The 26024-nt window shown below is 72.0% G+C and carries 22 protein-coding genes; 1 reads left to right on the forward strand and 21 read right to left on the reverse strand.

The genetic code is table 11. The features are described 5' to 3' along the window. Window positions 1-87: 87 nt before the first annotated feature. From IE142_RS25460 to fmt, 8 genes are all read right to left on the reverse strand, one after another. Window positions 88-540, reverse strand: coding sequence for an Lrp/AsnC family transcriptional regulator (locus IE142_RS25460; protein WP_043375183.1), 453 nt, complete (start codon window positions 538-540; stop codon window positions 88-90). A 10-nt stretch (window positions 541-550) separates the two neighbouring features. Further along, window positions 551-2035 carry an amino acid permease gene (locus IE142_RS25465; RefSeq protein WP_191887917.1) on the reverse strand — a complete coding sequence of 495 codons (1485 nt, stop codon included), beginning with the start codon at window positions 2033-2035 and terminating at the stop codon, window positions 551-553. A 418-nt stretch (window positions 2036-2453) separates the two neighbouring features. Beyond that, window positions 2454-3896, reverse strand: a complete 1443-nt coding sequence (locus IE142_RS25470; protein WP_191887918.1) for a GuaB1 family IMP dehydrogenase-related protein — start codon at window positions 3894-3896, stop codon at window positions 2454-2456. A gap of 108 nt (window positions 3897-4004) precedes the next feature. Next, on the reverse strand, window positions 4005-4358 hold the full coding sequence (locus tag IE142_RS25475) for a barstar family protein (protein ID WP_191887919.1): 354 nt from the start codon (window positions 4356-4358) through the stop codon (window positions 4005-4007). A gap of 28 nt (window positions 4359-4386) precedes the next feature. Continuing rightward, a complete protein-coding gene (locus IE142_RS25480; protein WP_191887920.1) occupies window positions 4387-5430 on the reverse strand; it encodes a sugar-binding transcriptional regulator in 1044 nt (347 codons plus the stop codon). Between the two features lie 77 nt (window positions 5431-5507). Beyond that, window positions 5508-6194 carry a ribulose-phosphate 3-epimerase gene (rpe, locus tag IE142_RS25485; RefSeq protein WP_191887921.1) on the reverse strand — a complete coding sequence of 229 codons (687 nt, stop codon included), beginning with the start codon at window positions 6192-6194 and terminating at the stop codon, window positions 5508-5510. Window positions 6195-6332: 138 nt separating this feature from the next. Next, window positions 6333-7742, reverse strand: a complete 1410-nt coding sequence (locus IE142_RS25490; protein WP_191887922.1) for an RsmB/NOP family class I SAM-dependent RNA methyltransferase — start codon at window positions 7740-7742, stop codon at window positions 6333-6335. An 80-nt stretch (window positions 7743-7822) separates the two neighbouring features. After that, a complete protein-coding gene (gene fmt, locus IE142_RS25495) occupies window positions 7823-8755 on the reverse strand; it encodes a methionyl-tRNA formyltransferase (protein ID WP_191887923.1) in 933 nt (310 codons plus the stop codon). 327 nt (window positions 8756-9082) lie between these two features. On the opposite strand from fmt, the gene IE142_RS25500 reads away from it, so the two are divergent. After that, window positions 9083-9634 carry a hypothetical protein gene (locus IE142_RS25500; protein ID WP_191887924.1) on the forward strand — a complete coding sequence of 184 codons (552 nt, stop codon included), beginning with the start codon at window positions 9083-9085 and terminating at the stop codon, window positions 9632-9634. 126 nt (window positions 9635-9760) lie between these two features. Here the strand turns inward: IE142_RS25500 and IE142_RS25505 are convergent, their stop codons facing one another. From IE142_RS25505 to IE142_RS25565, 13 genes are all read right to left on the reverse strand, one after another. Next, the gene (locus IE142_RS25505) at window positions 9761-11911 is read right to left on the reverse strand and encodes a primosomal protein N' (RefSeq protein ID WP_191887925.1); all 2151 of its coding nucleotides are present in this window, start codon (window positions 11909-11911) and stop codon (window positions 9761-9763) included. A gap of 441 nt (window positions 11912-12352) precedes the next feature. Then, a complete protein-coding gene (metK, locus tag IE142_RS25510) occupies window positions 12353-13561 on the reverse strand; it encodes a methionine adenosyltransferase (protein WP_043375162.1) in 1209 nt (402 codons plus the stop codon). A gap of 240 nt (window positions 13562-13801) precedes the next feature. After that, complete coding sequence (gene coaBC, locus IE142_RS25515) at window positions 13802-15004, reverse strand: bifunctional phosphopantothenoylcysteine decarboxylase/phosphopantothenate--cysteine ligase CoaBC (RefSeq protein WP_191887926.1); 1203 nt, start codon at window positions 15002-15004, stop codon at window positions 13802-13804. 127 nt (window positions 15005-15131) lie between these two features. After that, a complete protein-coding gene (gene rpoZ / locus IE142_RS25520) occupies window positions 15132-15404 on the reverse strand; it encodes a DNA-directed RNA polymerase subunit omega (RefSeq protein WP_003977348.1) in 273 nt (90 codons plus the stop codon). Between the two features lie 51 nt (window positions 15405-15455). Further along, on the reverse strand, window positions 15456-16049 hold the full coding sequence (gmk, locus tag IE142_RS25525; protein ID WP_043375157.1) for a guanylate kinase: 594 nt from the start codon (window positions 16047-16049) through the stop codon (window positions 15456-15458). Window positions 16050-16086: 37 nt separating this feature from the next. Continuing rightward, window positions 16087-16410, reverse strand: coding sequence for an integration host factor (locus tag IE142_RS25530; RefSeq protein ID WP_003977346.1), 324 nt, complete (start codon window positions 16408-16410; stop codon window positions 16087-16089). Window positions 16411-16642: 232 nt separating this feature from the next. Next, window positions 16643-17488 carry an orotidine-5'-phosphate decarboxylase gene (gene pyrF / locus IE142_RS25535; protein ID WP_191887927.1) on the reverse strand — a complete coding sequence of 282 codons (846 nt, stop codon included), beginning with the start codon at window positions 17486-17488 and terminating at the stop codon, window positions 16643-16645. Next, window positions 17485-18591, reverse strand: coding sequence for a quinone-dependent dihydroorotate dehydrogenase (locus IE142_RS25540; RefSeq protein ID WP_191887978.1), 1107 nt, complete (start codon window positions 18589-18591; stop codon window positions 17485-17487). Before IE142_RS25540 ends, pyrF begins: the two co-directional genes overlap by 4 nt. A gap of 62 nt (window positions 18592-18653) precedes the next feature. Continuing rightward, on the reverse strand, window positions 18654-21962 hold the full coding sequence (carB, locus tag IE142_RS25545; protein ID WP_191887928.1) for a carbamoyl-phosphate synthase large subunit: 3309 nt from the start codon (window positions 21960-21962) through the stop codon (window positions 18654-18656). After that, complete coding sequence (carA, locus tag IE142_RS25550) at window positions 21955-23097, reverse strand: glutamine-hydrolyzing carbamoyl-phosphate synthase small subunit (RefSeq protein WP_191887929.1); 1143 nt, start codon at window positions 23095-23097, stop codon at window positions 21955-21957. The genes carB and carA overlap by 8 nt, the downstream gene beginning before the upstream one ends. Beyond that, the gene (locus tag IE142_RS25555) at window positions 23094-23660 is read right to left on the reverse strand and encodes a PH-like domain-containing protein (RefSeq protein ID WP_191887930.1); all 567 of its coding nucleotides are present in this window, start codon (window positions 23658-23660) and stop codon (window positions 23094-23096) included. Before IE142_RS25555 ends, carA begins: the two co-directional genes overlap by 4 nt. Continuing rightward, the gene (locus IE142_RS25560; RefSeq protein ID WP_191887931.1) at window positions 23657-24943 is read right to left on the reverse strand and encodes a dihydroorotase; all 1287 of its coding nucleotides are present in this window, start codon (window positions 24941-24943) and stop codon (window positions 23657-23659) included. Before IE142_RS25560 ends, IE142_RS25555 begins: the two co-directional genes overlap by 4 nt. 5 nt (window positions 24944-24948) lie before the next feature. Then, complete coding sequence (locus tag IE142_RS25565) at window positions 24949-25929, reverse strand: aspartate carbamoyltransferase catalytic subunit (protein WP_191887932.1); 981 nt, start codon at window positions 25927-25929, stop codon at window positions 24949-24951. Window positions 25930-26024: the final 95 nt, after the last annotated feature.

A 26024-nucleotide genomic window follows, 5' to 3' on the forward strand; every position in this document is an offset into this window, starting at 1 on the left:
GCCCTCGGGAGGAGGCGCGACGGTGGGATCAATGTCGCCAGGTCATGGCACCGATGGTAGTCGGGCGACCCGGCTCCGGTCCCGCGATTACGTGGGCGATCCCGACGAGTAGCGCCGCAGCAGCGGCGACAGGACCAGCACGGACTTGGTCCGCTCGACGAACGGCTCCCCGGCGATCCGCTCCAGGACCCGTTCGAAGTGCCGCATGTCGGAGGCGAAGACCTGGGCGACCGCGTCCGCGTCCCCGGTGACGGTGGACGCGGCCACGACCTCCTGGTAGCGCTCCAGGCCCCGCTGGATGGTCTCCGGCGAGGTGTTGCGGCGGCAGAAGATCTCGACGAACCCCTCGGTCTCCCAGCCGAGCGCGGCGGGGTCGACCCGTACGGTGAATCCGGTGATGGCCCCGGTGGCGCGAAGCCGGTCCACGCGCCGTTTCACGGCGGGCGCGGACAGGCCGACCGACTGGCCGATGTCCGCGTAGGAGCGGCGGGCGTCCTCGGCGAGGGCGTGCACGATGCGTTCGTCGAGATCGTTCAGCACTGCGGGTGGTTCACTTCGCTTCTGGTGTCACGGTGTCCGGCGTGGCCAGCCGGGAACGGCGTTGGCCGTACACGAAGTAGAACACGAGCCCGACCGCCATCCAGACACCGAACACGACCCAGGTGACGGTGGACAGGCTGCCCATCATCCAGACGCAGAAGGCGAAGCCCAGCGCCGGCAGGACCGGCGACAGCGGCACCCGGAAGGTGCGGCGCATGTCGGGGCGGGTCCGGCGCAGCAGCACGACGGCCACGTTGACCAGGGCGAAGGCGAAGAGGGTGCCGATGCTGGTGGCGTCGGCGAGCTGCCCGAGCGGGATGGCGGCGGCCAGGACGCCGCAGAAGAGGGAGACGATCAGCGTGTTGGCGCGGGGTGCGCCGGTCTTCGGGTGGACGCGGGAGAACACCTTCGGCACGAGTCCGTCGCGGGACATGGCGAACAGGACGCGGGTCTGGCCGTAGAGCACGGTCAGGACGACGCTGGCGATGGCGACGACCGCGCAGAACGCGAGCAGGGTGCCCCAGAAGTCCCGGCCGGTGACGTCGCTCATGATCTGGGCGAGGGAGGCCTCGGAGTCGGTGAAGGTACGCCAGGGGCGGGCGCCGACGGCGACGGCGGCGACGAGGACGTACAGCACCGTCACGATGACCAGGGAGAGCATGATCGCGCGGGGCAAGTCGCGCTGGGCGTTCTTGGCCTCCTCACCGGCGGTGGAGGCGGCGTCGAAGCCGATGTACGAGAAGAAGAGCGTGGCGCCGGCCGCGCTGACGCCTGCCATGCCGAGGGGCATGAAGTTCTCGTAGTTGCCGGAGCGGAAGCCCTGCACGCCGACCGCGCAGAACAGCACCAGCGCGGCGATCTTCACGACGACCATGACCGTGTTGGCGCGGGCGGACTCGCGGGCACCGCCCAGCAGGAAGGTCATGGCGAGGAGCACGACGATCAGCGCGGGCAGGTTGAAGACGCCGCCGTCACCGGGCGGGGCGGACAGCGCGGCCGGGATGGTCACGCCGATGGTGCCGTCGAGGAGTTCGTTGAGGTACTCGCCCCAGCCGACGGCGACGGCGGCGACGGACACGCCGTACTCCAGGATCAGGCACCAGCCGCAGACCCAGGCGACCAGCTCGCCCATCGTGGCGTAGGCGTACGAGTAGGAGGAACCGGAGACCGGGATGGTGCTGGCCAGTTCGGCGTAGGACAGAGCCGAGAAGAGCGCGGTGAGGCCGGCGATGACGAAGGAGAGCGTGACGGCCGGGCCGGCCTTGGGGACGGCCTCGCCGAGGACGACGAAGATGCCGGTGCCGAGGGTGGCGCCGATGCTGATCATCGTGAGCTGCCACAGGCCGAGGGAGCGGCGCAGCGTGCCGCCCTCGCCCTGGCCGCCCTCGGCGACCAGCGTCTCCACGGGCTTGCGGCGCATGAGGCGCGCGGCCAGGCCCGGGGACGCGGGGCCGGCCGATGTGTCGTGGTGCGGGGGTGCGCCTTGGTCGAGCACGCGTTGACTCCTTTGTCGCTGCCGGTCGGGCCCGTCGGTGTGAGCCGACGGGCTCGCGGCGGGCTCTGGAGCGGCGGGAACGCGGCGGGCACCCGTGAAGCACGGAGACCCACCGAGCGGGGTCCCCGCCACGCCACGTACAGCGCAGAACACTACGAGGGGGGCGCCGCGCCGGTAATGCAGCAACCTTGCGCATCTCCGCACGATCGTTGCGTTCACCGGGGCGGGACGGACGTTCGTTGCGCGGAGGGTGCGGAGCGTTGCGCGCGGGCCCGGCGGATGACGGATCGGGCCTGGTCACAGACGGTCGACCGGGCCCGTTCAGCCGCCGTTTCGTTCCGCTGCCGAGCGGAGGAACGGCCCCCGTCCCTTCCCGCGGACGGGAGGAACGGGGGCCGTGCGGAGCGGGTGGGCGCGGTCAGCTCCAGCTGGCGTGCAGCGGCTTGCCCTCGGCGTAGCCGGCGGCGCTCTGGATGCCGACGATGGCCTTCTCGGCGAACTCCTCCAGGGAGGCGGCACCGGCGTAGGTGCAGGAGGAGCGGACGCCCGCGATGATCGAGTCGATCAGGTCCTCGACGCCGGGCCGGGTCGGGTCGAGGAACATGCGGGAGGTGGAGATCCCCTCCTCGAACAGCGCCTTGCGGGACCGGTCGTACGCTGACTCCTCGGAGGTGCGGTTGCGCACCGCACGGGCGGAGGCCATGCCGAAGGACTCCTTGTAGGCACGGCCGTCGGCGTCGTGCTGGAGGTCGCCCGGGGACTCGTAGGTGCCGGCGAACCAGGAGCCGACCATCACGTTGGACGCGCCGGCCGCGAGGGCCATCGCCACGTCACGTGGGTGGCGGATGCCGCCGTCGGCCCACACGTGCTTGCCGTACTTCTTGGCCTCGGCGGCGCACTCCAGGACGGCGGAGAACTGCGGCCGGCCGACGCCGGTCATCATGCGGGTGGTGCACATGGCGCCGGGGCCCACGCCGACCTTGATGATGTCGGCGCCGGCCTCGATCAAATCACGCACGCCCTCGGTGGAGACGATGTTGCCGGCGACGATCGGGACCCGCGGGTCGAGGTCGCGTACCAGCTTGACGGCGCTGATCATCGACTCCTGGTGGCCGTGCGCGGTGTCGATGACGAGGGTGTCCACACCCGCGTCCAGCAGCTGCCGGGCCTTGCCCGCCACGTCACCGTTGATGCCGACGGCGGCGGCGATGCGGAGCTTGCCGTTCGCGTCGACGGCCGGGGTGTAGAGGGTGGCGCGCAGGGCGCCCTTGCGGGTGAGGATCCCGGCCAGGCGGCCGTCCCCGTCCACGGCGGGCGCGTAGCGGCGGTTGGCGGCGTCGAGGGTGTTGAAGGCCTCGCGCGGGTCCATGTCCGCGTCGATCAGGATCAGGTCCTTGGACATGACCTCTTCGAGCTGCGTGAAGCGGTCCACGCCGGTCAGGTCGGTGTCGGTGACCACGCCGATCGGCTTGTGGTCCTCGTCGACGACGACACCGGCGTTGTGCGCCCGCTTGGGCAGCAGGGACAGCGCGTCGGCGACGGTCTGGTGCGGGGCCAGCACGATGGGGGTGTCCAGGACGAGGTGGCGGCTCTTCACCCAGGAGACGACCTCGGTGACGACCTCGATCGGGATGTCCTGCGGGATGACCACGAGGCCGCCGCGCCGGGCCACCGTCTCGGCCATGCGGCGTCCGGCGATGGCGGTCATGTTGGCGACGACCAGCGGGATGGTGGTGCCCGTGCCGTCCGGGGAACCGAGGTCCACGCCCTGCCGGGAGCCGACGGCGCTGCGGCTCGGCACCATGAAGACGTCGTCGTACGTCAAGTCGTACGAGGGCTGGATGTCATTGAGGAAACGCACGTGCTGCACATCCCAGTCGATCAGAGGTGGCCCCCGGACAGGTCAGCCAGGGGGAAAGAGCACGTACTTCATTCTCCCATGACCGGTGGCCGATAATCCCCGGGCAGATCATCCAGGCTGGTCAGCGGCCTCCCTGGAGGATCCTCCAGGGCCGAGGGTCACGAAGAGCCCCGGGCCCCGGTCCGTCGCCTCGGCGAAGACCTCCTCGGCGACGGCCCACTCGTCCGGCCGCTCCTCGGCGTACGCCCGCCAGCCCCGGACGACGAGGACCAGCCCCCGGTCCTGCGCGCCCTCGGGCCAGACGGACGGGTCGGCGAGGGAGTCGGCGAGCGCGTCCCAGTTCCGCCCGAACCAGTCGGGCAGCGCCAGGTCACGGGCGCAGCGGTCCATCAGGCCCGCCTTGTCCGTGACCCCGTCGAGGTCCAGCGTGACCACGAGCCGCCCTGCGGGGTCCTCGGCCATCGTCCTGCCCCTCTCTCTTGAATGCCCGTCAGGCGCCGTCGGGGTCGGCCCGGTTGAGCGTCGACTTCGGCGCCGGGCCGGCCGTCATCAGGTAGTCGGCGGCCGATGTGTCCGTCACCAGGCTGGTGACCAGCCCGGAACGCAGCACCGCGTCGATCGCCGCCGCCTTGCGCTGGCCGCCCGCGATCGCCACTACCTCGGGGATACGGCGGAGCTGATCGGCCTTGACCGTGATGCACCGCTCCCCCAGGTCCCGTCCGACCCGGCGCCCCTCGGCGTCGAAGAGGTGCGCGGACATCTCGGCGGCGACACCGAGCGAGGCGTAGTGCGCGCGCTCCTCGTCGCTGAGCATGTCGTGCACCGTCGAGATGCCCGGCTCCCAGGAGCCGATGGAGACGCAGGCGACGGTGACCTTGTCGAAGTACTCGAAGGCGCGGGCGATGCCGGTCTGGTGGCGCAGCGCCTCCGCGGTGGCCGCGTCCGGCAGCAGCATCGGCGCGTAGATGGGGTGGGCGTCGCCGCCCGACACCTGGGCGGCGCGGCGGACGGCCTCGACCGAGCCGCGCTCGGCGGTCCCGGCGTCGTAGACGCCCGTCAGCTGCACCACCGTGCACGGCGGCAGCCGGTCGAGCGCAGCCGCCATGTGGATCGTGGACCGGCCCCAGGCCAGGCCCAGCACGTCGCCCTCGTTGACCAGCTCGCCGAGCAGGTCGGCGGCCACCTCGCCCAGGTTCTCCGGGTCGGGTGTCTCCTCGGCGTCGGCCGGGGACTCCACGACCACAGCGTGCTTGAGGCCGTAGCGCGCCCGTAGGGCGTCCGAGCGTTCGGCGTCCAGTTCGGCAGGTACCCGGATCTCGATTCGTACTAGGTCTCGCTCGAGGGCGGTCTCCAGGACCCGGGCCACCTTGAAGCGGCTGACGCCGAACTCCTCGGCGATCTGGATCTTGGACTTGCCCTCGAGGTAGAAGCGGCGGGCCATGGCCGCCGCCTGGACCAGCTCAGCGGGTCCCATCCGCATGGCTGAACGGCCCGCCGACATACCCGACACGGCGTTCTCCTCACTGCTGTTCACACTCTGGATTCGCCGTTCATCCTTGCAGATTCGGCGCGCTTGATCAGCCCTGATGGGAGCCGTTCACGTTCTGTTCCTCAGTGGTCGCACGCCCAGGACGCCTCGGCGGTGGCCGCGTCGGCCCGGTTGCGCAGTGCACGTACCGCCTCGGCCGGGTCGGACGCCCCGTACACGGCGGAACCCGCGACGAAGACGTCGGCGCCGGCGTCGGCGCACCGCTCGATCGTCGATGCCGACACTCCGCCGTCGACCTGGAGCCAGAGCTCCAGGCCGTGCTTCTTGATCAGCTCACGGGTGCGGCGGATCTTCGGCAGCATGATGTCGAGGAACGCCTGCCCGCCGAAGCCCGGTTCAACCGTCATGATCAGCAGCATGTCGAGCTCGGGGAGCAGATCCTCGTACGGCTCGATCGGCGTCGCCGGGCGCAGCGCCATGGAGGCGCGGGCCCCCTTGGCACGGATTTCGCGGGCGAGCCGCACGGGGGCGGTGGCCGCCTCGACGTGGAAGGTGACGGAGCCGGCGCCGGCCTCCACGTACTGGGGGGCCCAGCGGTCGGGGGCCTCGATCATCAGGTGGCAGTCCAGCGGGGTGTCCGTCGCCCGGGCCAGCGACTCCACCACCGGCACGCCGAGGGTGAGGTTGGGGACGAAGTGGTTGTCCATGACGTCGACGTGGAGCCAGTCGGCTCCCTGGACCGCCTTGGCCTCGTCCGCGAGGCGGGCGAAGTCGGCGGACAGGATGCTGGGGTTGATCTGCGCGGCCATGCCCCCAAGACTGCCATGCCGTCCGGGGGTGGGCGGCATCGGTCCCGGGGGGGGTGGGGTTGGTCGTCGGGTGCGGATGCGTGGACCCTGGGCGCGCGGTTTCCCCGCACCCCTACCGGCGCCTGCGTCGGCCCGCGTCTACGCGGTGCGGCGGATCAGGGCGAGGTACATCGCGTCGGTGCCGTGGAGGTGGGGCCAGAGTTGGATGTCGGGGCCCTCGCCCAGGTCGGGGACGTCGGGGAGGAGGGGACGGGCGTCGATGAGGTCGGTGTCGGGGAACTGCTTGAGTCCGTCGGCGACGACCGCGCGGGTCTCGGCGAGGTGCGGCGAGCAGGTCGCGTAGGCGACGACGCCGCCGACCCGGACGGCCTCGAGGGCGCTGCGCAGCAGGGCCCGCTGGAGCGGAGCGAATCCGTCCAGGTCCTGCGGGCGGCGGCGCCAGCGGGCCTCGGGGCGGCGGCGCAGGGCACCGAGGCCGGTGCACGGCACGTCGACCAGGACGCGGTCGAAGCTGCCGGGGCGCCATGCCGGGCGCGTGCCGTCGGCGGTGATCACCTGGTACGGCCCCGGGTTGCCGTCCAGGGCCTTGGCCACCAGCCCGGCGCGGTGCGGCTGCTTCTCGGAGGCGAGCAGGAAGGCACCGCGTTCAGCGGCCAGAGCACCGAGAAGCGCGGCCTTCCCGCCGGGCCCGGCGCACCCGTCCAGCCAGCGCCGGTCCGGGCCGTCCAGGGGCGCGTTGGCCAGGGCCAGGGCGACGAGCTGGCTGCCCTCGTCCTGGACGCCGGCCCGGTTCTCGCGTACCGCGTCGACGGCGCCGGGCTCGCCGCCCTCGCTCAGGCGCACGGCGTACGGGGACCAGCGGCCCGGCACGGCGGCCTCCTCGGCGAGCAGCTCGTCGCGGGTGGCCCGGCCGGGGCGGGCGACCAGGGTGACCTCGGGGCGCTCGTTGTCCGCGGCCAGCAGTTCCTCCATGCCGGCCCGGCCGCCGCCGAGCGAGTCCCACAGCGCCGAGACGACCCAGCGGGGGTGCGAGTGCACGACGGCGAGGTGGTCCTCGGGGTCGTCGTCGTAGGGCGGGGCCACCCGCTCCAGCCACCCGTCGAGGTCGTCCCGCGCGACCTTGCGCAGCACGGCGTTGACGAACTTGGCCCGCCCGTCGCCGAGCACGACCCTCGCCAGCTCGACGGTGGCGGACACGGCGGCATGGCTCGGGATACGCGTCCCGAGCAGCTGGTGCACGCCGAGGCCGAGCACGTCCAGCACCGGCGGGTCGACCTCCCGCAGCGGCCGGTCGACGCAGTCGGCGACGATCGCGTCGTACGTCCCCTGCCTGCGCAGCGTCCCGTACACCAGCTCGGTGGCGAGCGCCGCGTCCCGCGCGTCGAAGTCCCCCTTCTCGCGGGCCTTGCGCAGCAGGGGCGGCAGCACGAGGTTGGCGTACGCGTCCCGCTCGTCCACGGCCCTGAGCGCCTCGAAGGCGAGGATGCGGACGGGGTCCTTCTGGGGCCTGCGGTACGGCTTGCGGGGACGGCGGGGCTGCTCGCTCACGAAAAAGGTGCTCCGGATGTGGGGTGAAGTGCGCTCACCAGCGTACGCCCGGCCGGTGAGCGGTGATGCGGAGGCGCAGGTCAGCCGCCGAGCTGCTCGCCCTCGGCGATCCGCACCCCGCGCGCCCAGTCGGCGGCGCGCATCGGCTTCTTGCCCTGGGCCTGCACCCACAGCAGCTCGACGGCGTGCGAGCCGGTGCCGACGTACACGTCGTTCTTGCCGACGGCGAGCTGCCCGGGGGCAAGGTCCGCGCGGTCGGGGACCGGCACGGCCTGGACGAGCTTGAGCCGCTCGCCCCGGAAGGTGGTCCACGCGCCGGGGGCCGGGGTGCAGCCGCGCACCACCCGGTCCACTCGCAGCGCCGGGGCCGACCAGTCGACCCGGGCGTCCTCGACGGTGATCTTCGGGGCGAGAGTGACGCCCTCGGACGGCTGCGGCACCGCCTTCAGGCTGCCGTCCTCGATGCCGTCCATGGTGGCCGCCAGGAGCCCCGCGCCCGCGAAGGCGAGCCGGGTCAGCAGGTCGCCGCTGGTGTCGGTGGGGCGGACGGTCTCGGTGACCGTGCCGTAGACGGGGCCGGAGTCCAGGCCCTCCTCGATCAGGAAGGTGGACGCCCCGGTGATCTCGTCGCCCGCCATCAGCGCGTGCTGCACGGGCGCGGCCCCGCGCCAGGCGGGCAGCAGCGAGAAGTGCAGGTTGACCCAGCCGCGGGCGGGCACGTCGAGGGCGACGCGGGGCAGCAGCGCCCCGTAGGCCACGACGGGGCAGCAGTCGGGCGCGATCTCCCGCAGCCGCTCCAGGAACTCCGGCTCGCGCGGCTTGGCGGGCTTGAGCACCTCGATCCCGGCCTCCTCGGCCCGTTCGGCCACGGGAGAGGCGACCAGCCGACGACCGCGCCCGGCCGGAGCGTCCGGCCGCGTGACGACGGCGGCCACCTCGTGGCGCCCGGAGGCGATCAGGGCGTCCAGGGCGGGAACGGCGACCTCGGGGGTGCCGGCGAAGACGAGCTTCATGGGTGGGACGGGCCTCTCGGGCAGGGGCGGACAGCGGCCAGCGCACCAGTCTACGAGCCCGCACCGGCAGGAAAGCCGCCGACGGTGGCGCACCCCCGCGGCAGACCCCAGCCTCTCGGCCGACAGGAGACGGTGGTGCGCGGGCGGGGGAGAACCCGCCGACGGCCGAAGGCCGAGGCGCGCACCTCCCGAAACCGGGCGCACGCATATGCCACCACGCCCCACCCCGTGACCAGCGGAGCGCCCACGCGTTGGTCAAGGAAGAGTTGACCACCGGGCCGCCCGCGCGGCCCGATTCCTTTCAACGCCGGTTCGAGAGGCTTGTTCATGGCCGACCACGCAACCCACGACGCCCAGGCTCGGGCCAGCCTGCACTTGCTGGTGCGGGACATCGAGCGGGTCCGCCGGCAGGTGGACGCACTGCGCACCCTCACCGCCCAGCTGGGCAACGTCTACCGCCCGCGGCGCTCCGGCCCCTCCACGGGCTTCGTCGTCTACGGGCGCGCCCCCGCCCCGACGGTCCGTCTCGCCCAGGAGCTCCGGGACAGCGTCGAGACCCTGGTCACGGCCGCCGTGGACTTCGACCGTTCGCTCGGCTTCTCGTGGGACGCGGTGGGCTCCGCGCTCGGCGTCACCAAGCAGGCCGTTCACCGCCGCTACGGCTCCCGCCGCGCCGCCGCCCAGACGGCGCCCGCCGCCGAGACCACCGAGCACGCGCCGGAGCCGGCGGGCACCCGCCCGGTCACCGTGGGCTCGGTGCTGCCCGCCGTGCCCGCCGTCCCCGCGGCCCGTTCGATGCCGACCCAGCCGACGGCGGGCAGCCCGGCCCTGCGCGACGACGTCCGGCCCACGGCCTTCCCCGGCCCGCGCAACGGCTGAGCCGCACCGACGGGGCCGCCACGGCTCACCGGCCCTCCGTCTCCCTCCTCCTCGGGAACCGGAGGGCCACTGCACGCACGCTCCTCACCACAGCACACACCACTCCCCCCCCGGCATGCTCACGCCTCACCCGATGTCGGGCGGATCGATCCGCACCCACACCGCCGCGTCGCTCCCCCGCGCCATCCGCGCCGCCTGCGCGGCCTTCAGCGCACCGGCAAGCGCCGCCCCTCGCCCCGGCGGCACCCGGACCAGCGCCCGCTCCCAGCGTTCGCCCGGCGGCGGCGCGCCCGCCCGGCGCGGACGCCCCGCGGCCGTGACCGGAAGTGGCACGGGACCGAGCACCTCGGCCTCGCGCGGCAGTTCGACGGCGCCCAGGAAGTCGGCCACCGCCTGAGCCGGCCCCGCCACGGCCGCCATCCTGGAGACCGGCGGGAAGCCGAGCTCGGCCCGCTCGGCCAGCTCCCGCAGCGCGTGACCGACGGGATCCCAGCGCACCAGCGCCTGCACCGGCCGCAGCGTCGGCTCGGCGACCGCGACAACGGTGCCCCCGGCGCTCTGCGGACGCACCAGCGCGGCGGCGGCCAGCCAGCGCCGCAGCGCGTCCTCGCCGGCGTGGAGGTCGGGCCGCCCGAGCATCGCCCAGCCGTCGAGCAGCAGGGCCGCCGCGTATCCGCCCTCGGCGACGGGTTCGGCGCCCGGCGTGCTCACGACCAGCGCGGGAGCCTCGGACACGGTGTCCAGCACCTGCTCGCGCCCGGAGGTGCGCACGGGCACGGCCGGGAAGGCCCGCCCCAGTTCCTCGGCGGTGCGCCGGGCCCCGACGACCTGTGCGCGCAGCCGGAAGGCCCCGCACTCCGGGCAGTGCCAGGCGCCCTCCTCGCGCCCGCACCATCCGCACCGCAGAGCGGGCCCGGACTCCTGGCCCTCCAGCGGCCCCGAGCAGTGCCGGCACCGCGCGGGCGTCCGACACGAAGCGCACGCCATCCGCGGCACGTAGCCCCGCCGGGGCACCTGCACGAGCACCGGGCCGCGCCGCAGCCCGTCCCTGACGGCCTGCCAGGCGAGGGTCGGCAGCCGCGCGGCCCGTGCGGCCTCGTCCCGGGCCAGGTCCTGGTCCCCCACGGTCCGTACCAGCGGGGCCGCGGCCCGCACCTGCTCGCGTGCGGCGACCAGCGGCCGGGCCCAGCCGGTCTCCACGAGCTGGGCGGCCTCCACGGTGCAGCTCCAGCCGCCCAGCAGGAAGGCGCACCGGTCCTGGGCGGCGCGCAGCAGCAGCACCTCGCGCGCGTGCGGCTGCGGGGCGTGCGGCTCGCTGTGGCTGTCGTCGCCGTCGTCCCAGAGGGCGACCAGCCCGAGGTCCCGCACCGGCGCGAACATGGCGGCCCGGGTTCCGACCACGGCCCGTACGGACCCCCTGCGCACCGCGAGCCACTGCGCGTACCGCTTCTCGGGCCCCGCGTCGGCGGTGAGCACCGCGTGCCGTCCCTCGCCGAGCACGGTGGTCAGCGCGGTGTCTGCGCGGGCGACCGCCCGTCCGTCGGGCAGGACGACGAGCGCGCCCCGTCCGGAGGCCAACGTCGCCGCGACGGCCCGCGCCAGCTCTTCGGCCCACTGCGGGCCGGGCAACGCGTTCCACACCGCGCGCGGCGCGCCCCCCGAGGCGAGGGCAGCCACGAACGCCGCCCCTTGTTCGTACCGCGCCCAGGACCCCGGATCCGGCACCGGTGGCGGGGGCAGCGGATCGGGTGACGTCCGCTTCTCGGCGCGCGCGCTGCGCGGCGGTACGGCGAGCTGCAGGACGTCGGCGAGGCTGCCCGCGTAACGGTCCGCGACCCCCCGCGCGAGTCCCAGCAGCTCCCCGTCGAGCACCGGCTCGGGCGAGACGACCTGGGCCAACGCGGCCAGGGGGCCTGAGTAGTCGGACTCGGCGAGCCGCTCGATGAGGAACCCGTCGACCAGTCCCCCGCCCTCGCGCCGCCCGTCCCGCACCCGGTGCCGGCCCGCCCCGAACCGCACCCGCACCCGCACGCCGGGCTGGGCGTCGGCGTCGAGCTCCTCGGGCACGGCGTAGTCGAAGTACCGGTCGAGGTGGAGCACGCCCTTGTCGACGAGCACCCGGGCGACGGGCAACTCCTTGGCGAGGGCCGCTCCGCGCCAGGTCCGCGGCTTGGCCCGAGGCGCCTTCGCCCGGCGCACACTCTCCCGGATGAGCGCGAGCTGCTCGGGCGGCGCGTCCCCCGCGCCACCGCCCGTCGCTTCGTTCTCGCTGCTCACGCCTGCATTCTTACCAAATACCACTGACAACCGACGGCGCCCGACTTACCACCGTCTCACCGGCCCCGGTCCGACTGCGCCCTGGAGCACTCGGCCACGCCGGCCGGCCTCGGCCGACCGGCGACGGCATGCGAACCCGCGGGGGCTCAGCGCCCCGGAGTACCCGTCGTTTCCGCACCGGACGCGTCGTGTCGTCCTCCCGAAATCGAGGTGGCAGCGGTCACGTGCTCCCCATTTGACCGCGCGCGACGAGGCGCGCTCCATCGAAAGCACCCGCGGCCTGCGCACCGGGAGGGTGATCAGCAGTAGAGGGGCGCGTCGGGGCCGCGCGAACGATGTGCGGCGCGGGTCTGCGGACGCGCCGAGACCCGGCGTCCCCATCGGGATCACCGGGCCTCGTCGACGTGCCGTCCGGCGGGGACGGCGGTGGCGCCCGGGGTGCTACAGCCCCGCCGCCTGCCGCAGCGCCTCCACGCGGTCGGTGCGCTCCCAGGTGAAGTCGGGCAGCTCACGGCCGAAGTGACCGTAGGCCGCGGTCTGGGCGTAGATCGGGCGGAGCAGGTCGAGGTCGCGGATGATGGCGGCCGGGCGGAGGTCGAAGACCTCGTCGATCGCCTTCTCGATCTTCTCGGCGTCGATCTTGGCGGTGCCGAAGGTCTCCACGAAGAGACCGACCGGCTCGGCCTTGCCGATCGCGTAGGCGACCTGGACCTCGCAGCGGGCGGCGAGGCCCGCGGCGACGACGTTCTTCGCCACCCAGCGCATCGCGTACGCGGCGGAGCGGTCGACCTTGGACGGGTCCTTGCCGGAGAAGGCGCCGCCGCCGTGGCGGGCCATGCCGCCGTAGGTGTCGATGATGATCTTCCGGCCGGTCAGACCGGCGTCGCCCATCGGGCCGCCGATCTCGAAGCGGCCGGTCGGGTTGACCAGGAGGCGGTAGTTCTCCGTGTCGAGCTTGATGCCGTCGTCCAGCAGCGCCTTGAGCTCCGGCTCGACGACGAATTCCTTGATGTCGGGCGCGAGCAGCGACTCCAGGTCGATGTCACTGGCGTGCTGCGAGGAGACGACGACCGTGTCGAGCCGGACGGCCTTGTCGCCGTCGTACTCGATGGTGACCTGCGTCTTGCCGTCCGGGCGCAGGTAGGGGATGGTCCCGTTCTTGCGGACCTCGGACAGGCGCTTGGACAGGCGGTGCGCCAGGAAGACCGGGAGCGGCATCAGCGTGGGCGTCTCGTCGGACGCGTAGCCGAACATCAGGCCCTGGTCGCCGGCGCCCTGGCGGTCCAGCTCGTCCTCGTCGCCCTCGACCCGGTTCTCGTACGCCGTGTCGACACCCTGGGCGATGTCCGGGGACTGCGCGCCGATCGAGACGGAGACGCCGCAGGAGGCGCCGTCGAAACCCTTCTTCGAGGAGTCGTAGCCGATCTCCAGGATCTTGCCGCGGACCAGGTTGGCGATGTCCGCGTAGGCCTTGGTGGTGACCTCGCCGGCCACGTGCACCAGTCCGGTGGTGATCAGGGTTTCGACGGCGACCCGGGAGGTCGGGTCCTCACGCAGAAGCGCGTCGAGAATGGTGTCGCTGATCTGGTCAGCGATCTTGTCGGGGTGACCTTCGGTCACGGACTCCGAGGTGAACAGGCGACGGGACACAACGCTCCCTGGGGTTGCAGCGGCTGCTGGCTGATCATTGGTGGACGGCACGGGGAGCTGCACCCGGCGACGTCCGAGAACAGTTTATCGGTCGCACTCCGCCACGGGCCCACCCGTCTCGGCTGTCGGAAGGGCTGTGACCTGCGGCACGGGCATTCTGCCCAGAACGGAGCGCCCTTGGCCAGGGTCGCCACGCCGGAATGCGCGGGGACGACGGGGGCCGTGGAGTGAATGAGTCATTCAGCCGAGCCGTTCCGCCACGAGGTCCCACACGGTTTCGGCCAGCGCTTCCTTCGGACCGTGCGCCACCGGGGTCTCGCTGCCGTCGGCACCGAGGACGACCGCCTCGTTCTCCTCGGAACCGAAGGTCTTGCGCTCCCCCACCTCGTTCACCACGAGCAGGTCACAGCCCTTGCGCTTCAGCTTGGCGCGGCCGTTGGCGAGAACGTCGTCGGTCTCGGCGGCGAAGCCCACGATCACCTGCCCGGAACGCGCGCGGTCGCCGGCGATCTCCGCGAGGATGTCCGGATTACGCACCAGGGTGATCGGCGCGGGCTCCTGGTCGTCCTTCTTCTTGATCTTCCCGACGGCGTATGTCGCCGGGCGGAAGTCCGCGACCGCCGCGGCCATGACGATGGCGTCGGCGTCCGCCGCGGCGCGCAGCACGGCCTCCCGCAGCTCCACGGCGGTGCCGACAGGGACGACGTTCACGCCGGCCGGGTCCGGGAGCGACGCGTTCGCCGAGACGAGGGTGACCCGGGCACCCCGCGCGGCGGCGCTGCGGGCCAGGGCGTAGCCCTGCTTTCCGGAGGAGCGGTTGCCGAGGAAGCGAACCGGGTCGAGGGGCTCCCGGGTGCCGCCGGCGCTGACCACGACGTGCCGGCCGGCGAGGTCGGGCTCGCGCACGCCGCGGGCGAGCACCCTGCGGCAGACCTCGAAGATCTCCCCCGGGTCGGGCAGTCGGCCCTTGCCGGTGTCGACGCCGGTGAGGCGGCCGACGGCCGGCTCGATCACGACCGCGCCCCGGCGGCGGAGCGTCGCCACGTTCTCCTGGGTGGCCGGGTGCTCCCACATCTCGGTGTGCATGGCGGGGGCGAAGACGACCGGGCAGCGAGCCGTGAGCAGGGTGTTGGTGAGGAGGTCGTCGGCGAGGCCGTGGGCGGCCTTGGCCAGCATGTCGGCGGTGGCCGGGGCGACGACGACGAGGTCGGCGTGCTGGCCGATGCGCACGTGCGGGACCTGATGGACGTCGTCCCACACCTCGGTCGACACCGGCTTGCCTGACAGGGCGGACCAGGTGGCGGCGCCGACGAAGTGCAGTGCGGAGGCGGTGGGGACGACACGGACCTCGTGCCCCGACTCCGTGAGCCTGCGCAGCAGCTCACAGGCTTTGTACGCGGCGATCCCGCCGCTGACCCCCAAAACGACCTCGGGCTTGTCCACCGTCTCTCCCCGGCTCGGATGACGCGCTCGGGCAGCGCGTACGACCCATCACACACCACAGGCCCGACAGTCGGGCTGCCGGGCCTGTGGATAAGTCAGCTTCAGGCTGAAAATACTACCGCCGGTGTTACTGCGCCGGACCCTCGATGGCCTCGGAGGTCAGCAGACCCGCGTTGATCTCGCGCAGGGCGATCGAGAGCGGCTTCTCGTGGACGTGGGTGTCGACGAGCGGACCGACGTACTCGAGGAGACCCTCGCCGAGCTGCGAGTAGTACGCGTTGATCTGGCGGGCCCGCTTGGCCGCGTAGATCACGAGGCTGTACTTCGAGTCCGTGGCCTCGAGGAGCTCGTCGATCGGCGGGTTGATGATGCCCTCGGGCGCGGAGATGGAAGAGGACACGCTCTACCTTCCGATGGATGGGAAAGATTCAGTCACCGTGACCGGTAACGATCACACGACGTTCGTCAAGGCTAGCAGCTCGCGCGCCACGTCCTCGACGGAGGTGTTGACCAGGGTCCGGTCGAACTCCGGCTCGGCCGCCAGCTCGACCCTTGCGGCGGCGAGGCGGCGCTCGATGACCTCCGGCGGCTCGGTGCCCCGGCCGGTGAGCCTGCGCACCAGCTCCTCCCAGGAGGGCGGGGCCAGGAACACGAGCTGGGCCTCCGGCATGGACTCCCGGACCTGCCGCGCCCCCTGGAGGTCGATCTCCAGGAGCACCGGCTCACCGGCCTCCAGTCGCTCCAGTACGGCCGCACGCGGCGTGCCGTAGCGGTTGCCGGCGAACTCGGCCCACTCCAGCAGCTCGCCGTTGGCGATCAGCTTGTCCATCTCCTCGTCGGTGACGAAGAAGTAGTGGACTCCGTGCCGCTCGCCGGGACGGGGCTTGCGGGTCGTCGCCGACACCGAGAGCCAGACCTCGGGGTGTTCCTTGCGCATATGGGCGACGACCGTGCTCTTGCCGACCCCCGAGGGGCCGGAGAGCACGGTCAGCCGCGGACGTGATTCCGGGGGCACGGGGGTCGTCCCCCGGGATGTTGCAGCCATGCGGCGATTATTCCAGTTGTTCCGGAGTGGTCCGGACTCAGCTGCCGGTGCTGCCGAACTCGCGCTCCAGGGAGGCGATCTGGTTGGAACCGAGGCCTCGTACACGGCGGCTCTCGGAGATGCCGAGCCGCTCCATGATCTGCTTGGCGCGGACCTTGCCCACGCCCGGCAGGGACTCGAGGAGGGCGGAGACCTTCATCTTGCCGATGACGTCGTTCTCCTGGCCCTGCTTGATGACCTCGTGGAGGGAGGCGCCGGAGTGCTTGAGTCGATTCTTGACCTCGGCCCGCTCCCGGCGAGCCGCGGCGGCCTTTTCGAGCGCGGCTGCGCGCTGTTCAGGGGTAAGGGGCGGAAGAGCCACGCCTACGTCACCTCGGATGTCGAACTGTCGGATACGGACCGGTGAGGAACCTAGTCGCCCCACACCTGGGGAGTCGCGAGCAACACGCTTGCCCGAGGACTCTCGACGGAGACTAGCGGTCAACTCCGCCAGAGTCAGCGAGAACGGCGGAAAAGTCCTGGTCAGCCTCCGCCAGGGCAGACATTTCAGACATATTGCCTCCGATTTGAGGATGTATCCAAGGTCTGGAAGCCTAGGCGGCCGTCACCGCGGTCCTGACCTCGTCGGAGAAGCGGTCCGCCGCGTTCCGCAGCGCGGTCACGTCCGGGCCGTGACGAAGGACACCCCGGCTGACGTTCGGCACGACGTTGCGCAGCGCCGCCCCGAACACCCCCGGCAGGTCCGCCGGCGTCGCGCCCTGGGCGCCGATGCCGGGTGCGAGGAGCGGGCCGTTGACGTCCAGGTCGTACGACGAGAGGTCGCCGAGTGTGGCGCCGACGACCGCGCCGAAGGAGCCCAGAGGGGTCTCCCCCGCGTTCTCCGCGGCCAGGTGCGCCAGCATCGTCGCCCCGACGCTCCGCCCGTCGGCCCGGACCGCGTGCTGGATCTCGGCGCCCTCCGGGTTGGAGGTGAGCGCCAGCACGAACAGTCCCGCGCCGTTCGCGCGCGCCAGGTCGACGGCCGGCTTCAGGGAGCCGTAGCCGAGGTACGGGGAGACGGTCAGCGCGTCCGAGAACAGCGGCGCGCCCCTGTGCAGGAAGGACTCGGCGTACGCGGCCATGGTGGAGCCGATGTCGCCCCGCTTGGCGTCCATGACCACCAGCGCGCCGGCCGTCCGCGCCTCCTCGACCGATTTCTCCAGGACGGCGACGCCGCGCGAGCCGAAACGCTCGAAGAAGGCGCTCTGCGGTTTGAGGACCGCCACCCGGTCGCCCACGGCCTCCACGACGGTGCGGCTGAAGCGCTCCAGACCGGCCACGTCGTCGTTCAGGCCCCACTCGGCGAGCAGGGAGGCGTGGGGGTCGATGCCGACGCACAGCGGCCCGCGTTCGTCCATGGCACGGCGCAGGCGCGCGCCGAAGGGCTCGAGTACCGTCATGCGTTCTTCCTCACGTCGGCGCCGACCGCGTCGGCGAGGGTGGCGTACGGGCTCTGCCGCAGGCGGGCGGCGAGCCCCTTGTGGAGGTGGCGAGCGTAGAACGGCCCCTCGTAGACGAAGGCGCTGTAGCCCTGCACCAGCGTGGCCCCGGCCAGGATGCGCTGCCAGGCGTCCTCTGCGGTCTCGATGCCGCCGACGCCCACCAGGGTGATCCGCTCGCCCACGCGCGCGTAGAGGCGGCGCAGCACCTCCAGGGAGCGTGCCCTGAGGGGAGCGCCCGACAGGCCGCCGGTCTCCTGGACCAGGGCGGGCGAGGACGTCAGGCCGAGTCCCTCGCGCGCGATGGTGGTGTTGGTGGCGATGATGCCGTCCAGGCCCAGCTCCACCGCCAGGTCGGCGACCGCGTCGACGTCCTCGTCGGCGAGGTCCGGCGCGATCTTGACCAGGAGCGGGACGCGTCGCGTGGTGACCACGCGGTCGGCGGCCTCGCGCACCGCGCTCAGGAGCGGGCGCAGCGCCTCCGTCGCCTGGAGGTTGCGCAGGCCGGGCGTGTTCGGGGAGGAGACGTTGACGACCAGGTAGTCGGCGTGCGGGGCGAGGCGTTCGGCCGACTTCACGTAGTCACCGGTGGCCTCCTCCTCCGGGACGACCTTCGTCTTGCCGATGTTGACGCCGACGACCGTCCTGAAGACCGGCGTACGGGAGGCCAGGCGGGCGGCGACGGCCAGGGAGCCGTCGTTGTTGAAGCCCATGCGGTTGATCAGCGCGCGGTCGCTCACCAGCCGGAACAGCCGCTTCTTGGGGTTGCCGGGCTGCGGCTCCCCCGTCACGGTGCCGATCTCCACGTGGTCGAAGCCGAGCATGGCCATCCCGTCGATGGCCACCGCGTTCTTGTCGAAGCCGGCGGCCAGCCCGAAGGGACCGTGCATGCGCAGGCCGAAGGCCTCCGTGCGCAGCTCCTTGTACCGGGGCGCGAGCACGGCCGCGGCGAAGGTGCGCAGGGCGGGGACGCGGACGGCGAGGCGGATCCAGCGGAAGGCGAGGTGGTGCGCCCGCTCCGGGTCCATCCGCTTGAAGACGAGGGAGAAGAAGGTCTTGTACATGGGTGTCCTCATGAAGCCTCATGAAGAGGGGGACACCGTTTCCGGTGTCCCCCTCGGGGCTGCTAGTCGCGGGCCGCGGTCAGGAATTCCGCGTGTTCCTGGAGTGAGCGCACTCCCACGTCGCCGTGGTTGAGGGCGTCGATGCCCTGGACGGCCGCCGCGAGCGCCTGGACCGTCGTCAGGCACGGCACGGAACGGGCCACGGCCGCCGTGCGGATGTCGTAGCCGTCGAGGCGGCCACCGGTGCCGTACGGGGTGTTGACGATGAGGTCGACCTCGCCGTCGTGAATGAGCTGGACGATGGTCTTCTCGCCGTTCGGGCCGGTGCCCTCGGACTGCTTGCGCACGACGGTGGCGTTGATGCCGTTGCGCTTGAGGACCTCGGCGGTGCCGGAGGTGGCGAGCAGCTCGAAGCCGTGGGCGACCAGCTCGCGTGCCGGGAAGATCATCGAGCGCTTGTCGCGGTTGGCGACCGAGATGAACGCCCGTCCCTTGGTCGGCAGCGGGCCGTAGGCGCCGGCCTGCGACTTGGCGTACGCCGTGCCGAAGACGGAGTCGATGCCCATGACCTCGCCGGTGGAGCGCATCTCCGGGCCGAGGACCGTGTCGACGCCGCGGCCGTGGATGTCCCGGAAGCGGGACCACGGCATGACGGCCTCCTTGACGGAGATCGGCGCGTCCATCGGGAGCGTGCCGCCGTCGCCGTTGGCCGGGAGCAGGCCCTCGGCGCGCAGTTCGGCGATGGTCGCGCCCAGCGAGATGCGGGCGGCGGCCTTCGCGAGCGGCACCGCGGTCGCCTTCGAGGTGAAGGGCACGGTGCGCGAGGCGCGCGGGTTGGCCTCCAGGACGTAGAGGATGTCCCCGGCCAGCGCGAACTGGATGTTGATCAGGCCGCGCACGCCGACGCCCGCGGCGATGCCCTCGGTGGAGGCGCGCAGCCGCTTGATGTCGAAGCCGCCGAGCGTGATCGGGGGCAGGGCGCACGCCGAGTCGCCGGAGTGGATACCGGCCTCCTCGATGTGCTCCATGACGCCGCCGAGGTACAGCTCCTCGCCGTCGTACAGGGCGTCGACGTCGATCTCGATCGCGTCGTCCAGGAAGCGGTCGACCAGGACCGGCCGGGACGGGCTGATCTCGGTCGACTCGGCGATGTACGCCTCCAGCCGGGTCTCGTCGTAGACGATCTCCATGCCGCGTCCGCCGAGGACGTAGGAGGGCCGGACGAGGACCGGGTAGCCGATCTCGTCGGCGATGGCCCTGGCCTCGGCGAAGGTGGTGGCGGTGCCGTGCTTGGGGGCGGGCAGGCCCGCCTCCTCGAGGACCTGGCCGAAGGCGCCGCGGTCCTCGGCGGCGTGGATGGCCTCCGGCGAGGTGCCGACGATCGGCACGCCGTTGTCCTTGAGCGCCTGGGACAGGCCCAGCGGGGTCTGGCCGCCGAGTTGGACGACCACGCCCGCGACCGGTCCGGCCTGCCGCTCCGCGTGGACGATCTCCAGGACGTCCTCCAGGGTGAGCGGCTCGAAGTACAGCCGGTCGGAGGTGTCGTAGTCGGTGGAGACGGTCTCCGGGTTGCAGTTGACCATCACGGTCTCGTACCCGGCGTCGCTCAGCGCGAAGGAGGCGTGGACGCAGGAGTAGTCGAACTCGATGCCCTGGCCGATGCGGTTCGGGCCGGAGCCCAGGATGATGACGGCCGGCTTCTCGCGGGGCGCGACCTCGGTCTCCTCGTCGTAGGAGGAGTAGAAGTACGGCGTCTTCGCGGCGAACTCGGCGGCGCAGGTGTCGACCGTCTTGTAGACCGGGCGGATGCCGAGCGCGTGCCGCACCTCGCGGACGACGTCCTCGCGCAGGCCGCGGATCTCGCCGATCTGCTGGTCGGAGAAGCCGTGCCGCTTGGCCTCGGCGAGCAGGTCGGCGGTCAGCTCGGGGGCGGCGGCCAGCTCGTCGGCGGTCTCCTTGATCAGGAAGAGCTGGTCGACGAACCAGGGGTCGATCTTCGTGTACTCGAAGACCTCCTCGGGCGTGGCGCCCGCGCGGATGGCCTGCATGACGGCGTTGATGCGGCCGTCGGTGGGCCGGACGGACTCCTCCAGCAGCGCCTTCTTGTCGCCCGCCTCGCCGACGAAGGTGAACTGGCTGCCCTTCTTCTCCAGCGAGCGCAGCGCCTTCTGGAAGGCCTCGGTGAAGTTGCGGCCGATGGCCATGGCCTCGCCGACCGACTTCATGGTGGTCGTGAGGGTGGAGTCGGCGCTCGGGAACTTCTCGAAGGCGAACCGCGGGGCCTTGACGACCACGTAGTCGAGCGTGGGCTCGAAGGAGGCCGGGGTCTCCTGCGTGATGTCGTTCGGGATCTCGTCCAGGGTGTAGCCGACGGCGAGCTTGGCGGCGATCTTGGCGATCGGGAAGCCGGTCGCCTTGGAGGCGAGCGCCGAGGAGCGCGAGACGCGCGGGTTCATCTCGATGACGATCACGCGGCCGTCCTCGGGGTTCACCGCGAACTGGATGTTGCAGCCGCCGGTGTCGACGCCGACCTCGCGGATGATCGCGATACCGACGTCGCGCAGCACCTGGTACTCGCGGTCGGTGAGCGTCATCGCGGGCGCGACGGTGATCGAGTCGCCGGTGTGGACGCCCATGGGGTCGAAGTTCTCGATGGAGCAGACGACCACGACGTTGTCGTTCTTGTCGCGCATCAGCTCCAGCTCGTACTCCTTCCAGCCGAGGATGGACTCCTCAAGGAGCACCTCGGTGGTCGGCGAGAGGGTGAGGCCCTGTCCGGCGATGCGGCGCAGCTCCTCCTCGTCGTGCGCGAAGCCGGAGCCGGCGCCGCCCATGGTGAAGGACGGGCGCACGACGACCGGGTAGCCGCCGAGCTCGTCGACGCCCTTGAGGACGTCGTCCATGGAGTGGCAGATGTAGGACCGGGCGGACTCGCCGTGGCCGATCTTCTTGCGGACCTCCTCGACCACCTCCTTGAACAGGTCGCGGTCCTCGCCCTTGTGGATCGCCTGGACGTTGGCGCCGATCAGCTCGACGCCGTACTTCTCCAGAACGCCGTTCTCGTGCAGCGAGATGGCGGTGTTGAGCGCCGTCTGGCCGCCCAGGGTGGGCAGCAGCGCGTCGGGCTGCTCCTTGGCGATGATCTTCTCGACGAACTCGGGGGTGATCGGCTCGACGTAGGTGGCGTCGGCGATCTCCGGGTCGGTCATGATCGTCGCCGGGTTGGAGTTCACGAGGACGACCCTGAGGCCCTCGGACTTCAGGACCCGGCACGCCTGGGTGCCGGAGTAGTCGAACTCGGCGGCCTGGCCGATGACGATCGGGCCGGAGCCGATGACCAGGACGGACTGGATATCGGTGCGCTTAGGCACGCTGGCCCTCCATCAGGGAAACGAAGCGGTCGAACAGGTAGGCGGCGTCGTGCGGGCCGGCCGCCGCTTCGGGGTGGTACTGGACGCTGAAGGCCGGCTTGTCGAGAAGCTGGAGGCCCTCCACCACGTTGTCGTTCAGGCAGACGTGGGAGACCTCGGCGCGGCCGTAGGGGGTGTCGGAGACCTTGTCGAGCGGGGCGTCGACGGCGAATCCGTGGTTGTGCGCGGTGACCTCGACCTTGCCGGTCGTACGGTCCTGCACGGGCTGGTTGATGCCGCGGTGGCCGTACTTCAGCTTGAAGGTGCCGAAGCCGAGGGCGCGGCCCAGGATCTGGTTGCCGAAGCAGATGCCGAAGAGCGGGGTGCCGCGCTCCAGGACGCCCTGCATGACGGAGACCGGGTGGTCGGCGGTGGACGGGTCGCCCGGGCCGTTGGAGAAGAAGACACCGTCCGGGTTGACCGCGTAGACGTCCTCGACGGTCGCGGTGGCGGGCAGGACGTGCACCTCGATGCCGCGCTCGGCCATCCGGTGCGGGGTCATGCCCTTGATGCCGAGGTCGACGGCGGCGACGGTGAACTTCTTCTCGCCGATCGCGGGGACGACGTACGCCTCGGTGGTGGCGACCTCGGCGGAGAGGTCGGCGCCGGTCATCTCGGGGGCTTCCTGGACGCGGGCCAGCAGCGCGGCGTCGTCCTGGACGGCGTCGCCGCTGAAGATGCCGACGCGCATGGCGCCGCGCTCACGCAGGTGGCGGGTGAGCGCGCGGGTGTCGATGCCGGCGATGCCGACGACGCCCTGGGCGTCCAGTTCGTCGTCCAGCGTGCGGCGGGAGCGCCAGCTGGAGGGCACGCGGGCGGGGTCGCGGACGACGTAGCCGGAGACCCAGATCTTCTTGGACTCCATGTCCTCGTCGTTGACGCCGGTGTTGCCCACGTGCGGAGCGGTCATCACGACCACCTGGCGGTGGTACGACGGGTCGGTGAGGGTCTCCTGGTAACCGGTCATGCCGGTGGAGAACACGGCTTCGCCGAAGGTGGCCCCCACGGCCCCGTAGGCTCGGCCGCGGAAGATCCGGCCGTCCTCCAGGACGAGTACGGCGGGAGCCTTGCCGGCTCCCCGGGTGGAGGTCGTCATCGTGCGCCTTCCGTTTCCGTCTTGTTGATCATGTCGTTCAGTGTCTCGACCCACTCGTTGTGCTCGGCCGCGTGGTCGGAGCGGAAGCCGGAGTCGATCAGCTTGTCGCCGTGCTCCCAGGTGACGACCAGCAGGCCGCCCTCGGTGAGCACCTTGCCGGCGATTCCCTTGTCGAGCCGGGCCTCGCGCAGCGCTGCGACGGGGACGAAGAAGTCGTTCGCGCCGGGGCGTACGACGTCCAGGCCCGCGTTTGTCAGCGTGAGCTCGACCCGGCTGCGGGTGCCCAGGCCGTGCGCCACGATGCGGTCCAGCCACTGCCCGGCGCTGGTGGAGCCGTGGTAGCGGCCGCTCAGGCTCAGTTTCACCGGGCCGGGGGCGTCCGGCGCGCTGGGCAGCTCGGGCAGGTCGCCCTGGAGGGTGCTGCGCCACTTCCAGCCCTCGCGCATCAGCCAGTAGACGAGCGCGACGAACAGGCCGAGGCCGACGACCCAGCCGATGCGGGCGGCCCAGTCGGTCACTTCCGCCGATTCCTTCTCGGCGGCCAGCAGGATTACAGGTGTCACGTGAGCTTCCCGTCGACGAGCGTGGCCTTGCCCCGCAGCCACGTGTGCGTCACACGGCCCGGCAGCTCACGCCCCTCGTACGGGGTGTTGCGGCTGCGCGAGGCGAAGCCCGCGGGGTCCACCTGGCCACGGTATGCCGTGTCGACGAGGGTGAGGTTGGCGGGCTCACCAGCCGAGACGGGACGGCCGTGTCCGGTGGCCTGTCCGATCTTGGCGGGCTTGACGGACATGCGGTCGGCGACGCCGGCCCAGTCCAGCAGGCCCGTGTCCACCATGGTCTCCTGGACCACCGACAGCGCGGTCTCCAGGCCCACCATGCCCATGGCGGCGGCGGCCCACTCGCAGTCCTTGTCCTCGTGCGGGTGCGGGGCGTGGTCGGTGGCGACGATGTCGATCGTGCCGTCGGCGAGCGCCTCGCGCAGCGCGAGCACGTCACGCTCGGTGCGCAGCGGCGGGTTCACCTTGTAGACCGGGTTGTACGAGCGGACCAGCTCGTCGGTGAGCAGCAGGTGGTGCGGGGTGACCTCGGCGGTGACGTCGATGCCGCGGGACTTGGCCCAGCGGACGATCTCGACGCTGCCCGCCGTGGACAGGTGGCAGATGTGGACCCGGGAGCCGACGTGCTCGGCGAGCAGCACGTCCCGGGCGATGATCGACTCCTCGGCGACGGCCGGCCAGCCCCCGAGGCCCAGCTCGGCGGAGACGACGCCCTCGTTCATCTGGGCGCCCTCGGTGAGCCGGGGCTCCTGGGCGTGCTGGGCGACGACGCCGCCGAAGGCCTTCACGTACTCCAGGGCGCGGCGCATGATCACGGCGTCGTGGACGCACTTGCCGTCGTCGGAGAAGACGGTGACGCCGGCCGCGGACTCGTGCATGGCGCCCAGCTCGGCGAGCTTGGCGCCCTCCAGACCGACGGTGACGGCGCCGACGGGCTGCACGTCGCAGTAGCCGGACTCCTGGCCGAGCCGCCAGACCTGCTCGACGACGCCGGCGGTGTCGGCGACCGGGAAGGTGTTGGCCATGGCGAAGACGTTGGTGTAGCCGCCGCTCGCCGCCGCCCGGGTTCCGGTCAGCACGGTCTCGGAGTCCTCGCGGCCGGGCTCGCGCAGGTGGGTGTGGAGGTCGACCAGGCCGGGCAGCAGCACCTTGCCGTCGGCCTCGATCACCTCGGCGCCCTCGGCGGACAGGCCGGTGCCGACCTGAGCGATCGTCGCGCCGTCGATCAGCACGTCCTGCGGCTCGCCGCCGAGCACCTTCGCACCGCGGATCAGGGTCTTGCTCATCTTCTTTACTTCTCCTCGGTGGGGCGGGCGTGGGTCACGGCGGGTTCGTTGCCGCCGAGCAGCAGGTAGAGGACGGCCATGCGGACGGAGACGCCGTTGGTGACCTGCTCGACGACGGTGCAGCGGTCGGAGTCGGCGACCTCGGCGGTGATCTCCATGCCGCGGACCATCGGGCCGGGATGCATCACGATGGCGTGGTCGGGCATCTTCGACATGCGGTCGCCGTCGAGACCGTAGCGGCGGGAGTACTCGCGCTCGGTGGGGAAGAACGCGGCGTTCATGCGCTCGCGCTGCACGCGCAGCAGCATCACCGCGTCGGACTTGGTCAGGGTGGAGTCGAGGTCGTAGGAGACCTCGCAGGGCCAGCTCTCGACGCCGACCGGCAGCAAAGTGGGCGGGGCGACGAGGGTGACCTCGGCGCCGAGGGTGTGCAGCAGGTCGACGTTGGAGCGGGCGACGCGGCTGTGCAGGATGTCGCCGACGAGGGTGATCCGGCGTCCGTCCAGGTCCTTGCCGAGGCCGGCGTCGCGGCCGACCAGGCGGCGGCGCATGGTGAACGCGTCCAGCAGGGCCTGGGTGGGGTGCTGGTGGGTGCCGTCGCCGGCGTTGATGACGTGGGCGTCGATCCACCCGGAGGTGGCCAGGCGGTAGGGGGCGCCGGAGGCGCCGTGCCGGATGACGACGGCGTCGACCCCCATGGCCTCCAGGGTCTGGGCGGTGTCCTTGAGGGACTCGCCCTTGGAGACGCTGGAGCCCTTGGCGGTGAAGTTGATGACGTCCGCCGACAGGCGCTTCTCGGCGGCCTCGAAGGAGATCCGGGTCCTCGTCGAGTCCTCGAAGAAGAGGTTGACGACGGTCCGGCCGCGCAGGGTCGGCAGTTTCTTGATCGGCCGGTCGGCGACCCGGGCCATCTCCTCAGCGGTGTCGAGGATCAGGACGGCGTCGTCGCGGGTGAGGTCGGCGGCCGAGATGAGATGACGCTGCATCTGTCAGGCTCCGTAGGGCGATTCATGCGGAAGAGCGGGATAATTCGGGCGGCCGGGCGTGCGTGCGGGCACACCGAGCGGGCGTACGGCACGGC

The sequence above is a fragment of the Streptomyces mutabilis genome (assembly GCF_014649815.1).
Taxonomy (GTDB): Bacteria; Actinomycetota; Actinomycetes; order Streptomycetales; family Streptomycetaceae; genus Streptomyces; species Streptomyces mutabilis.